Source organism: uncultured Maribacter sp., assembly GCF_963974015.1.
Taxonomy (GTDB): Bacteria; Bacteroidota; Bacteroidia; order Flavobacteriales; family Flavobacteriaceae; genus Maribacter.
Genome location: NZ_CAXBBZ010000032.1, coordinates 1 through 11,973, shown reverse-complemented (window position 1 = coordinate 11,973; position 11,973 = coordinate 1). Strand labels below are relative to the sequence as shown.

Annotated in this window: 14 protein-coding genes; 7 read left to right on the top strand and 7 right to left on the bottom strand. The window is 32.6% G+C overall.

Annotation, left to right across the window (positions count from 1 at the left end; translation table 11 throughout):
- Positions 1-171 precede the first annotated feature (171 nt).
- The 5 genes from AACZ41_RS17670 (at position 172) to AACZ41_RS17650 (ending at position 5,482) form a co-directional block, all read left to right on the top strand.
- Complete coding sequence (locus AACZ41_RS17670; RefSeq protein WP_339629925.1) at positions 172-1,179, top strand: glycosyltransferase family 2 protein; 1,008 nt, start codon at positions 172-174, stop codon at positions 1,177-1,179.
- A gap of 107 nt (positions 1,180-1,286) precedes the next feature.
- A complete protein-coding gene (locus tag AACZ41_RS17665; RefSeq protein ID WP_339629924.1) occupies positions 1,287-3,200 on the top strand; it encodes a BatA domain-containing protein in 1,914 nt (637 codons plus the stop codon).
- Between the two features lie 26 nt (positions 3,201-3,226).
- Complete coding sequence (locus tag AACZ41_RS17660; RefSeq protein WP_339629923.1) at positions 3,227-4,486, top strand: dihydroorotase; 1,260 nt, start codon at positions 3,227-3,229, stop codon at positions 4,484-4,486.
- Between the two features lie 2 nt (positions 4,487-4,488).
- Entirely contained in the window at positions 4,489-4,818 is a 330-nt protein-coding gene (locus AACZ41_RS17655; RefSeq protein WP_091624773.1) for a hypothetical protein, read from the top strand.
- A gap of 4 nt (positions 4,819-4,822) precedes the next feature.
- Positions 4,823-5,482, top strand: a complete 660-nt coding sequence (locus AACZ41_RS17650; protein WP_339629922.1) for an alpha/beta fold hydrolase — start codon at positions 4,823-4,825, stop codon at positions 5,480-5,482.
- Here AACZ41_RS17650 and AACZ41_RS17645 read toward each other — a convergent pair.
- A complete protein-coding gene (locus tag AACZ41_RS17645; protein ID WP_339629921.1) occupies positions 5,479-5,973 on the bottom strand; it encodes a hydrolase in 495 nt (164 codons plus the stop codon). The genes AACZ41_RS17650 and AACZ41_RS17645 overlap by 4 nt on opposite strands.
- Before the next feature lie 2 nt (positions 5,974-5,975).
- Complete coding sequence (locus AACZ41_RS17640; RefSeq protein WP_339629920.1) at positions 5,976-6,752, bottom strand: MBL fold metallo-hydrolase; 777 nt, start codon at positions 6,750-6,752, stop codon at positions 5,976-5,978.
- A gap of 170 nt (positions 6,753-6,922) precedes the next feature.
- On the opposite strand from AACZ41_RS17640, the gene AACZ41_RS17635 reads away from it, so the two are divergent.
- A complete protein-coding gene (locus AACZ41_RS17635; protein WP_339629919.1) occupies positions 6,923-8,377 on the top strand; it encodes a TonB-dependent receptor in 1,455 nt (484 codons plus the stop codon).
- A 92-nt stretch (positions 8,378-8,469) separates the two neighbouring features.
- Here AACZ41_RS17635 and bcp read toward each other — a convergent pair whose 3' ends face one another.
- The gene (gene bcp / locus AACZ41_RS17630) at positions 8,470-8,922 is read right to left on the bottom strand and encodes a thioredoxin-dependent thiol peroxidase (protein WP_339629918.1); all 453 of its coding nucleotides are present in this window, start codon (positions 8,920-8,922) and stop codon (positions 8,470-8,472) included.
- 55 nt (positions 8,923-8,977) lie between these two features.
- On the opposite strand from bcp, the gene nth reads away from it, so the two are divergent.
- Positions 8,978-9,643: an endonuclease III gene (nth, locus tag AACZ41_RS17625; protein ID WP_339629917.1), complete on the top strand. Its 666-nt coding sequence runs from the start codon at positions 8,978-8,980 to the stop codon at positions 9,641-9,643.
- A gap of 12 nt (positions 9,644-9,655) precedes the next feature.
- Here nth and AACZ41_RS17620 read toward each other — a convergent pair whose 3' ends face one another.
- From AACZ41_RS17620 to AACZ41_RS17605, 4 genes are all read right to left on the bottom strand, one after another.
- Entirely contained in the window at positions 9,656-9,799 is a 144-nt protein-coding gene (locus tag AACZ41_RS17620) for a hypothetical protein (protein WP_339629916.1), read from the bottom strand.
- Between the two features lie 71 nt (positions 9,800-9,870).
- Entirely contained in the window at positions 9,871-10,452 is a 582-nt protein-coding gene (locus AACZ41_RS17615; protein ID WP_339629915.1) for a sigma-70 family RNA polymerase sigma factor, read from the bottom strand.
- 396 nt (positions 10,453-10,848) lie between these two features.
- Entirely contained in the window at positions 10,849-10,992 is a 144-nt protein-coding gene (locus tag AACZ41_RS17610; RefSeq protein ID WP_339629914.1) for a hypothetical protein, read from the bottom strand.
- A gap of 74 nt (positions 10,993-11,066) precedes the next feature.
- Positions 11,067-11,648: a sigma-70 family RNA polymerase sigma factor gene (locus AACZ41_RS17605; protein WP_339629913.1), complete on the bottom strand. Its 582-nt coding sequence runs from the start codon at positions 11,646-11,648 to the stop codon at positions 11,067-11,069.
- Positions 11,649-11,973 lie beyond the last annotated feature (325 nt).

The following is an 11,973-nucleotide window of genomic DNA, read 5'->3' as shown; positions in this document are numbered from 1 at the left end:
TGCCATTTCTCCTGAGTGCCTCATCAGGTATTCCCTGAATGCGGGTGCAAATATAGAAATGATTTCTTATCTAATAAAGCCTTTTCTAATTTAATTTTCATCCTAATTTATATCACTTAATAAATATTGGTGTGAAAAGCCTGAGATTCAGTTTTTAAGTAACTTGCCAGCATGGCAAATTCATTAGTAAGTATATTGATTCCTTTTAAAAATGTTGAAGAATATTTTGAGGAATGCTTAGAATCCATCCGTAGTCAAACCTATCAAAACTGGGAGGTTATAGCTATCAATGACCATTCTGATGATAATAGCCTAGCAATTGCCGAACGCTTTTCAAAAAATGATAATAGATTTAAAATATTCACGAATGATGAATCGGGTATAATAACCGCTCTTCGAAAAGCATATGAGCATAGTTGTGGTGAATTTATAACTCGAATGGATGCTGATGACCATATGAGTCAAGACAGAATAAATACAATGCTCGCATCTTTGAAAGAAATAGGAAAAGGTTCGTTAGCTATCGGTCAAGTAAAATACTTCGCTAAAGACGGAATAAACGACGGCTATGATCGCTATGCAAAATGGCTGAACCAATTGACTGCTGACGGAACAAACTTTGAAGAGATATATAAGGAATGTGTTATCCCATCTCCTTGTTGGATGGTTCATAGAATAGATTTAGATGTATGTGGAGCATTTTTGCCCGACCGATATCCAGAAGATTATGATCTTGCATTTCGATTTTATGAAAAAGGTCTCACTTGTATCCCATGCAACAAAACCCTTCACCATTGGCGCGATTATAATACCCGAACATCGCGAACCAGCGAACATTATGCACAGAATTACTTTCTAGAAATTAAGCTTCATTACTTTCTAAAATTAGAATACAACACCAACAAAACCCTTGTGGTATGGGGAGCTGGAAAGAAGGGAAAAACAATAGCCAAATCACTCACAGAAAATAACATACATTTTATATGGGTATGTGATAATCCGAAGAAAATTGGAAAAGATATTTACGGAGTAAAATTGATTCATTATTCTGAATTGCTAACCATTGAAAACCCTCAAAGTATTATTACCGTAGCAAATGAGGAAGAACAGTTGAGTATAAAATCCTTTTTTTACGACCTAAATCAAAAATCGGCAATAGATTATTTCTTATTCTGTTAGTTACATTTGGTCATAAAAATTTAGGTTTTGAATTGTTCAAATAATAGTTGCCTTCAAATAAGCTCGTAAATTCAAAATAATTATCTTTGACCTAATCAAAAACAGGAATGCAATTTAAATATCCAGAAATTCTTTGGGGTCTTTTACTACTTCTCATTCCTATATTAATTCATCTTTTTCAATTACGTCGTTTTAAGAAAACTCCTTTTACCAATGTAAAATTCTTAAAACAAGTGATTTCGGAATCACGAAAAAGCAGCACCTTAAAAAAATGGTTGTTACTTCTTGCTCGTTTAGGCTTGCTTGCAGCTCTTGTCATTGCCTTTGCACAACCCTTTATCGCAAATGAATCTGCCCTACGAGAGAAAGAAACTGTTTTCTATTTAGATGATTCTTTTAGCATGAATGGTCAAGTTGAAAACGGTAATCTTTTTAAAAATACTATTCAAGAGTTTATAAAAGCCATACCAAAGAATCAGCGTTTTGCGCTATTTACGAATAATCAAGTTTTTAAAGATGTAGAAATAAAGGATATTCAGAACGATTTACTCAACCTTAACGCTACCTCGGAACAACTTAGTGTAGCTGAAATTGTACTGAAAGGCAATACCTATTTTTCTAATGAGGCTGGTATTCAAAAAAAAATAGTTCTAATATCAGATTTTCAAAAGCGAATGGGTGCTATTCAAAAGGTAGACAGCATTAGCAATGTTAATATTACCTATATAAAACCATCGAATACTAAAATTATCAATACTTCGATTGACTCTATTTTCATTGGTGATAGAACTAATGAGACTATAGAATTGATTGCACAATTATCAACCAATTCTGATGAACAGACTATTCCTATTTCTTTATTTAATAAAGAAGTACTTATTGCTAAAACAGCGGCTAAATTTGATAACAGTAAAAAAGCCGAAGTTCGATTTACAGTAAATGCCAATGATGTTATTTTAGGAAAAGTAGCGCTTACAGATACAGGTCTAGATTATGATAATCAGTTTTATTTTAATCTGGATAAAAAGTCTAAGATAAAGGTCTTGGTTATTAGCAATACATCTGCAGATTTTTTAAATCGAATTTATTCAAATGATGAGTTCGCTTTAACAATTAGCACATTAGAGCAATTGAATTATAGCGCAATCGATAATCAAGATTTAATAATTTTTAACGAAATAATTAAAATACCTAATTCACTTATTACTGCAATAAAATCGTTTAGCACAAATGGTGGTAGCTATGTTTTAATACCCGCAGTTGATGGAGATTTAAATTCATACAACGAATTGGCTATAACAAACAATAGTAGATATGTAAATGCCGTAGTACAGGATATGGCTATTTCTACTATTAAAACGGAGCACCCACTTTTCGCCAATGTATTTGATAAAAAAGTGACCGATTTTCAATACCCAACAGTTAATGAATTTTTTAAAATAACCTCAAAAGCACCTAACGCGATTGAGTTTCAGAATAAAGAACCCTTTTTAATAGGTACTAATAATGCCTACTTCTTTGCTGCATCTATCAATAGCGATAATTCTAACTTTAAAAATTCCCCATTAATAGTTCCCACATTCTATAATATGGGAATAAACAGTTTAAAACTACCTCCTTTGTACGCAAGCCTTGGTAATCAGGTTGAAATAGAATTACCTATTACTTTGCAACAAGATGATGTCATTAAAATAGCCAAAGAAAAAAATGAATTCATTCCCCAGCAACGCGTATTACCAAAAAAAGTTCAGATCAATTTTATAGAAAACCCTAAAGAAGCAGGTATTTATAGGATAATGCACAACGACAGTACTATAAGACATATAAGTTTTAATGACAATAGAAATGAAAGCGAATTGCACTATTCTCAAATACCCGAAGAAAAAAATAATTCCTCATTGTCAGATTTCTTTATGGAAAGTCAAAAGAACAATGCCATAAATGAGTTTTGGAAATGGTTTGCTATTTTAGCATTAGCATTTGTACTTATAGAAACATTACTTCAAAGATTTTTAAAATAAGCGATAACAGAACCATCCGTAGCCCTATGAACACACTTTTAAAATCAGTAACGATAGTAAATGGGAGCACTAAGAACCTTCATCTCAAGAAGAGAGACATTCTTATTAAAAACGGCATAATTGAAGCTATTGAAACTTCTATAACACCTACTGGCAAAACAACTGTGATCGATATTAAGAACCTACACGTTTCTATAGGTTGGTTCGATAGCGGTGTCAGCTTTGGTGAACCGGGTTATGAAGAAAAAGAAACTATTGAAAACGGTTTGCTGACAGCGGCTAAAAGTGGTTTCACAGATGTTATTTTAAATACCTGTAGTTACCCAACACCAGATTCGTCTTCAGATATTGTATTTCTTAAAAATGCAGCCAAAGACCAATTGACAAGTTTATATCCTTTAGGTAACCTTACCATGAAAGGTGATGGCGTAGCACTAGCCGAACTTTTTGATATGAAGAATGCAGGTGCATTGGGATTTTACGATTACAAACACCCAGTAATCAATGCCAACCTTCTTAAAATTGCATTACAATATGCCCAGAATTTTGAAGGGTTAGTTTTTTCTTTTCCGATGGATAAAAGTATCTCAGGAAAGGGAATTGTAAATGAAGGTATTACAAGTACTAAACTAGGCTTAAAAGGCATTCCTGCACTGGCGGAAGAATTACAGATAGCTCGAGATTTATTTATTTTAGAATACACGGGGGGCAAATTATTCATCCCAACAATATCAACGGCAAATTCGGTTAAGTTAATAGCTGAAGCCAAGAAGAAAGGCTTAAAGGTTTATTGCAGTGTTGCTGCGCATAACTTGTCAATTACAGATGATGAGCTTTATGATTTTGATACAGAATTTAAAGTGATGCCACCGTTAAGAACTTCATCCGATTTAAAAGCCTTGATAAAAGGTGTTAAAAACGGTACCATAGATTTAGTAACATCTGACCATACACCTTTAAACATAGAACTAAAACATGTTGAATTTGACAATGCCGATTATGGTTCTATAGGCCTAGAAAGCATTTTTGGAATGATGAATGAATTACTAGGAATGGAAGAAACCATTACTTTATTAACTAAAGGGAGGTCTATTTTCGGAATGGAAACACCTAAAATTGAAGTTGGCGAAATAGCAAATTTGACACTTTTTACTCCCGATGAAGCTTACGAATTTTCTGAGGAACATATTTATAGCAGTAGTAAAAACTCAATTGCATTAGGTAAGAATATGAAAGGTAAGGTAATAGGCACTATTGCAAACAATCAATTAGTAGTTAATCAATAGTGATGGAAAATAAGAATAACATACCTGGAAAAACTACAGCAGTAATCGCTTACTTAACCATCATTGGCGCCATTATAGCAATGTCTATGAATATGGAACCAAAACATAGTTTTGCAAGATTTCATACACGCCAAGCATTCGGACTTCATTTAATGTTTCATGGTTTTGCCATATTTTCAAGTGTCTGGTTCAACCAATATGCACTATACGGTCTATACTTATGTTATATAGTCCTTTGGGTTTATGGTTTTTTAGGAGCCCTAAGCGACAAAGAACAAGAGGTACCAATAGTAGGGCCTTACTTTCAAAAATGGTTCACTTTTATTCAATAATTAAATGACAACAGCTCCCCTATCTTTAGAACATATTATTAGACCATCTAGTTTAACCGATAAAAAACCACCAGTGCTTTTTATGCTTCATGGGTATGGCAGCAACGAAGAAGATTTATTTTCCTTTGCTCCAGAATTACCAGAAGACTTATGCATTATTGCAGTACGTGCACCCTACATTTTACAACCGTACGGATATGCATGGTATGCCATAAATTTTGATGCCGAAAAAGGAAAATGGAGCGATGATGATCAAGCCATAGAATCTCGTGAAAAAATAATAAATTTTATTGATGAGGCTTGCGCTACCTATGGTTTAGATGACCAAAATGTGAATTTATTAGGGTTTAGTCAAGGTACTATTCTTAGCTATGCCGTAGCGCTATCGTACCCGGAAAAAATTAAAAATATTATTGCTTTAAGCGGATATATCAATGAGAAAATATTGAAAGATTCGTATGTAGAAAATAATTTTAAGAATCTAAACTTCTATTGTTCTCATGGTGACATGGACCAGGTTATACCAGTCGACTGGGCAAGAAAAGCACCTAACTTTTTGAAAAAGTTAGGTATCGAACACGTTTATGAAGAGTTTCCTGCAGGACATGGTGTTGCACCTCAAAACTTCTATTCCCTAAAAAAATGGCTTGCCGATAAAATTTAGTTGCTACGAGTATATAATAAATGATCAATTAAGGTGAAATCTACCCCTAAGTCATCTTTTAACTCGTATTTAATTAATAGTTCGCCCCAATATTTTCCATCAGAAAAATCGGTTAGAATCCATTTGTGGTTCAATACCTTAATTTTATTTATCTTAAAATCGTTCTGCATACCTTCATAAGGCACTAAAGGATTATCCCCTTTTTGCTCATTAGTTTCCAAAAGTTTATCAGCAATATATCCTGATGGATTCTCTAACTTTAGATGGTCAAAATAAGCAAGGGCATCATCATTGTTCTCCAATGAAAAATACTGCATATCTAAAACCTTTAAACTCGATTTCTGAACAGAATCTTTTAGTAATTCTATTTCACTTTCCAATTTTGAAATTCTATTTCCACTTGCTTCAGTCATATTACCGCTACTTACGAATAGATATAGGCATATTAAAGATACAAATAGAAACAGGTATAGAAATATTTTGCTTTTCATAGTTATAATGTAATAGTTAAATTATCGTAGGCTAAATGTACATTCTTAGGTAAACTTTTTTCAACTTCGTCATGAAAACCTAGTAAGTGACTTATATGTGTAAAATAGGCTTTCTCGGGCTTCACCTTTTCAATAAAAGCCAATGCTTCTTTTAAATTAAAGTGAGATAAATGTGGTTCTAATCGCAATGCATTCACGACAACTACTTTAGAACCTTTAATTTTTTCAATTTCCTTTTCCTTAATCGTTTTTACATCTGTAAGGTAGGTGAAATCCCCTATCCTGTACCCAAAGACTTGAAGCTTGTTATGTAGCACATTTATAGGCGTTACCTCCTTATCCCCAATTAAAAACGGTTGATTGTTTTTTACCTTTTTAATATGAACCGATGGTGCACCAGGGTATTTATCCTTCTCATTTAAAATATAACCAAAACGTTTTTTCAATGATTTTACTACACGCTTATGCGCATAAATAGGAATATCACCTTGTTTAAAGAAAAAGGGTCGAATATCATCTAGGCCAGCAGTATGATCCGAATGCTCGTGCGTATACAAAATACCATTCAAGTGATTCATATTGTGCCGTAACATCTGTTGTCGAAAATCTGGACCACAGTCTATAACATAATTATAATCTTTCCATGAAAGTAATACAGAAACTCTAAGACGTTTGTCCTTCGGATTATCACTTAAACAGACTGGATGGGTACTACCAATGACTGGAATACCTTGAGAAGTTCCCGTTCCTAAAAAAGTAACACGTAAATCGTCTGCCATGTACTACAAATTTAATTCCTTTTTAGTAAAATAAGGGTTTGAAAATAAGAAGATCCCTGTAATTAAATAGCATTTGAAATAATAACTGAATCTTATACCATTTTTTTCGGGCTATTGCCCTTTGTCACAACCATTCTTTATAACTTTGTTAAAAGCTAAACAGGTAAAAAATGGCATCGGTACTAAAAAGAGATAGTGTCTTCGAAAACATTCCCTCAATAAAAGCAAAGACCTTACGTATAAATCTGAATCCAGATATATACGGAACCTTCGCAGAAATTGGTGCGGGACAAGAAACTGCCCGACATTTCTTTAGATCTGGTGGAGCCTCAGGAACAATCGCAAAAGCGATGAGTGCATATGACAAAGATTTCAGTGATGCTATTTATGGTATTGAGACAGATGGCCGTTATGTGACCCAAGCACGTTTAAAAACTATGCTTTCTCATGAAATGCAGTTGATGGAAGAACGTATAAGTCGTAAAAATCACCCTGACCGTTTATTCTTTTCATATGCAAATACGGTTGCCACAATCGATTTTTCAAAACGATATAAAGGTCATGGTTGGATTGGTATTCGTTATCAATTAGACCCAAAGCAAAAAGAGTTTGATGAAATTATACTCCATATTCGTTTTAAGCAGAACGAAGCAAGATTACAGCAAGAAACACTTGGTATTCTTGGGGTTAATTTAATATATGGTGCCTTTTACAAATATGACAAACCTAAGAAAATGTTGAAATATCTATATGATCATATAGATAAGGATACATTGGAAATAGACATGGTTAATTTTTCTGGTCCTAATTTTAAAGATGTAGATAACCGTTTAATGAGTTTACAACTTATTAAAAATGACATGACAGATGCCGTTATGTTTGGCCCAGATGGTAATAACCTTTTACCAGCAGCAGTGCTTTACAAGAAAAATATTTTGGCTTTACGCGGTAGTTTTAGACCAGTAACTAAGGTGAATCTAGATATGTTTGAAAAATCATATGATATTTTCATTAGAGACAAGCAAGTTGACCAGGATAATACAATCGTAATTTTTGAAATCACTCTTTCTAACTTAAAAGCATCTGGAGAAATTGATGAGCAAGATTTTATGGATCGTGCCGAACTGTTATGTTCTTTAGGCCATTCTGTAATGATTTCTAAATTTCAAGAGTATTATAAACTCGTTGAATACTTTAACAACTTTACCAAAAATAGAATTGGGCTTACCATGGGGGTCAATAACTTGGTAGACATATTCGATGAAAAATATTATCGCCATTTAAGTGGAGGTATACTTGAAGCATTCGGTAAATTATTCTTTAAGGATTTACAGGTGTATCTATACCCAATGAAAAATCCTGATACTGGTCAAATAATGACTAGTAACAATGTGAAGGTTCATCCACGAATGAAAGAATTATATAAATTCTTCAAATACAATGGTAAGGTTATGGATATCATAGATTACGAACCTGATGTTATGCATATTTTCTCAAGAGATGTCCTTAAGAAATTAATGAAAAATGAAGAAGGCTGGGAACAAATGTTACCAGAAGGAATTGCTGAAATTATCAAAGAAAAAAATCTATTCGTTAGAAAAACTAATGAAATAGAAGCTGAATAATCTTAGCGCAATGCATACTCGTATAGATAAGCAAATTAAAAAAAGTGACCATTTATTTAATGGTCGCTTTTTTTAATTTGGTTCTTAATCAACTATTCCAATAATTGGGCAGCGTGGTCTTTTGTCTTCACTTTATCAATTACTTTAGTTACAATAGCATCGCCATCTACTACAAATGTTTTTCTATGAATACCATCATATTCTCTACCCATGAATTTCTTTGGACCCCAAACGCCGAAAGCATTAATTACCGTATGGTCTTCATCTGCCAATAATGGAAATGGAAATTTGTATTTATCCTTAAATTTAGCTTGTCTAGCCTCCGAATCTGCACTTACACCTAAAAGTTCATAACCTTCGGTTTGCAATTCCTTATAATTATCCCTTAAATTACAGGCTTCGGCAGTACAACCTGGTGTGCTTGCCTTTGGGTAGAAAAAAACAATTAATTTTTTTCCTTTATAATCATCTAAACTAATGGTATTACCATTTTGGTCTTTAGCTGTAAATGAAGGTACTTTATCGCCAATTTTTAACGTATTCATAAATGAAGTTTTATAAATTTGTGTTTAAATATTTTGAATCAAAATTAAACAATTAATGAATAAGGCAGAAAAAATAGCTTTTACAATTTCGAAACTTCAAGAACTTTATCCTGAAATACCTGTGCCCTTGGATCATAAAGATCCCTACACCCTACTCATTGCTGTTTTGATGTCTGCCCAAAGTACCGATGTCCGCGTAAATAAAATTACTCCGCTATTATTTGCAAAAGCTGACAATCCCTATGATATGGTAAAATTAAGTGTAGAAGAAATTAGGGAGATTATAAAACCAGTGGGATTATCACCGATGAAAGCAAAAGGCATACACGGACTTTCAAGAATTCTGATAGATAAACATAATGGTATTGTACCTCAAGAACTTGAATATTTAGAGGAACTACCTGCTGTTGGTCATAAAACTGCTAGTGTAGTAGTGTCACAAGCATTTGGCATTCCTGCATTTCCTGTTGACACCCACATTCATAGATTACTATATAGATGGGGTTTTACCAATGGTAAAAATGTAGTACAGACAGAAAAAGATGCAAAGAGATTATTTCCAAGAGAGTTATGGAATGATCTTCATTTACAAATTATATGGTATGGGCGCGAATACTCTCCTGCTAGGGGCTGGGATATGGAGAAAGATATTATTACTAAGACAATTGGAAGAAAAACTGTGTTGAATGAATACTATAAAAATAAAAAGACCCGCTTTTAGCGGGTCTTTTTATTAATTCAAAAAGGTTTCGAAACTTAAATCTTCGTACTCAAATTCAAAAAGTGCCTGTGAATAACTCAACAAGAACTTAATTGTTTTTGGACATACTTTATTAAATTCGGTCTGTTCTTGGTAATTAGAGTAAATTTTTTCCATATTTCCTATGTTGTTACAATAAAATAACGACGCAAATTTGGAAATATTGTTTATTCTATTTTATACTTCTATTAATTAGTAAGAACAATTTTGTTTTTATCAATGATTTTTCTAAGATTAATTAATGCATAACGCATTCTTCCTAAAGCTGTATTTATACTAACCCCGGTATTTTCAGAGATTTCCTTAAAACTCATATCTTTATAGATACGCATTAAAAGAACTTCTTTTTGATCATCTGGTAATTCTTCAACCAATTGTCTTAAATCGGTATCGATTTGATCTTTTATTAATTGCTTTTCGGCATTTAACTTATCATCTCCTATTACAGAAAAAATATTAAAATCATCGCTACCTTCAAACATCGGCATTCTCTTATTTCTTCTAAAGTGATCTATAATAAGGTTATGGGATATTCTCATTACCCAAGGTAAAAATTTACCTTCCTCACTATACTTACCCCTTTTCAAAGTCTTAATAACCTTAATAAAGGTATCTTGAAAAATGTCTTCGGTGATATCCCTATCAAGAACCTTAGAATAGATAAAACTAGTAATACGTTGATTGTGTCTGTTGATTAATACTTCTAAGGCACCTTCGTTACCGCTGATGTAATCCCTAACTAATTCTGAGTCTTCAATTTGTAGTTTCATACGAGTTACTTTCTTTAATTGGTTAAGTTTGGGGAAATCTTGTTAGTTAAATGGTTTGTTTTTTATTTCTGATATAAAACTAGAGAAAAGGGGTGCTGTGCAAAAAAGTATGTTGTCAAACCACGCATTTTTGATGTGAAACATCGAAAAAGTATATTTCGATACAATAAAAGCAGATTTGGAAAGTTCAGAGGGCAAATTTGTGAGACCGAAATTATGAACATAAATAAATAGTGCATATAGTAACCATATAATAGATATGTACAATTCATATCATTTAAGTGGATGTTTTTACTTATAACCAAGTTACCGGAACACCTAATTAACTTTAATGATGGGCTTAAACAAAAAAACCCTAGGCATAGCCTAAGGGTTTTATATAATTGTAAGGTAAGTTTAGTTTAAGTTACTTTCAAACTGCAAACCATTTGCTTCTGTTATTTCTAAGGATTTAGAATATGATAGTAAAAACTGAATGGTTTCAGGTTTTGCCTTTACTAATAAGGTTTTATTTTTATCCTCTGTGTAAATTTTTTCCATGTTACTAGTTGTTTAGGTTCAACTAAAGAACGGCACATGAATGAAGATAGTAGATCCAATCGACCTGTAACCAATTAATTCGTTAAAACTATACTATTTGCTTCCACCAACTTTCTAAGGTTAATAAGGGCGTAACGCATTCTTCCTAATGCAGTATTAATACTCACACCTGTATTATCAGAAATTTCTTTAAAACTCATATCCTTATATATACGCATTTCTAATACCTCTTGCTGATCTTCTGGAAGCTCTTTGATCATCTTCAGCAAGTCTGAATCTATTTGCTCTTTAATCAATTGTTTTTCAGCATTTAATTTATCATCTCCTAATAGAGAAAAAATGTTATAGCTTTCTTTACTATTATACATTGGCATTCTATTATTCTTTCTAAAATGATCAATAACTAAGTTATGGGCTATACGCATAACCCAAGGTAAAAATTTACCTTCTTCATTATATGCTCCTTTTTTCAAGGTGCGTATAACTTTCATAAATGTATCTTGAAAAATATCTTCGGTTAATTCACGGTCTCCTACTTTAGAATAAATAAAACCGGTAAGACGAGAATTATGACGATTGATAAGTGCCTCAATCGCTCTTTCATCTCCTTGAATATATTGTTTTACTAACTGGGAATCTTCAATTTGTACTACCATAAGCTTTACTTTAAGGGTTAAAATGTAGTCCCAAATTCAATGAATAAGGGTCTAGTGGTTAAATTCTAACTTTAAAAAGTAATGTTGCTTTATAGGCTAATTGAATTTTAATGAGATTCCAAAGATATAAAAAAATAAATACTCTTATAAAAATGTGAAAATTACTTACTATATTTTAGATAAACTGCATTTTTTAGTTCAGAAAAAAGGCAAAGCGTATCTTTGTAAACTTAGATATTCGTATGCCTACACTATCCCAAATTAATCCGAAAGAAAACATCATAATTAAGGGTGCCAAACTGCACAATCTTAAAAATATAGATGT

What these genes read in the sequence shown, in the direction of transcription:
- AACZ41_RS17670 (WP_339629925.1), top strand. Translation starts at nt 172, where the DNA reads ATGGCAAATTCATTAGTAAGTATATTGATTCCTTTTAAAAATGTTGAA.
- AACZ41_RS17665 (WP_339629924.1), top strand. Translation starts at nt 1,287, where the DNA reads ATGCAATTTAAATATCCAGAAATTCTTTGGGGTCTTTTACTACTTCTC.
- AACZ41_RS17660 (WP_339629923.1), top strand. Translation starts at nt 3,227, where the DNA reads ATGAACACACTTTTAAAATCAGTAACGATAGTAAATGGGAGCACTAAG.
- AACZ41_RS17655 (WP_091624773.1), top strand. Translation starts at nt 4,489, where the DNA reads ATGGAAAATAAGAATAACATACCTGGAAAAACTACAGCAGTAATCGCT.
- AACZ41_RS17650 (WP_339629922.1), top strand. Translation starts at nt 4,823, where the DNA reads ATGACAACAGCTCCCCTATCTTTAGAACATATTATTAGACCATCTAGT.
- AACZ41_RS17645 (WP_339629921.1), bottom strand. Translation starts at nt 5,973, where the DNA reads ATGAAAAGCAAAATATTTCTATACCTGTTTCTATTTGTATCTTTAATA.
- AACZ41_RS17640 (WP_339629920.1), bottom strand. Translation starts at nt 6,752, where the DNA reads ATGGCAGACGATTTACGTGTTACTTTTTTAGGAACGGGAACTTCTCAA.
- AACZ41_RS17635 (WP_339629919.1), top strand. Translation starts at nt 6,923, where the DNA reads ATGGCATCGGTACTAAAAAGAGATAGTGTCTTCGAAAACATTCCCTCA.
- bcp (WP_339629918.1), bottom strand. Translation starts at nt 8,922, where the DNA reads ATGAATACGTTAAAAATTGGCGATAAAGTACCTTCATTTACAGCTAAA.
- nth (WP_339629917.1), top strand. Translation starts at nt 8,978, where the DNA reads ATGAATAAGGCAGAAAAAATAGCTTTTACAATTTCGAAACTTCAAGAA.
- AACZ41_RS17620 (WP_339629916.1), bottom strand. Translation starts at nt 9,799, where the DNA reads ATGGAAAAAATTTACTCTAATTACCAAGAACAGACCGAATTTAATAAA.
- AACZ41_RS17615 (WP_339629915.1), bottom strand. Translation starts at nt 10,452, where the DNA reads ATGAAACTACAAATTGAAGACTCAGAATTAGTTAGGGATTACATCAGC.
- AACZ41_RS17610 (WP_339629914.1), bottom strand. Translation starts at nt 10,992, where the DNA reads ATGGAAAAAATTTACACAGAGGATAAAAATAAAACCTTATTAGTAAAG.
- AACZ41_RS17605 (WP_339629913.1), bottom strand. Translation starts at nt 11,648, where the DNA reads ATGGTAGTACAAATTGAAGATTCCCAGTTAGTAAAACAATATATTCAA.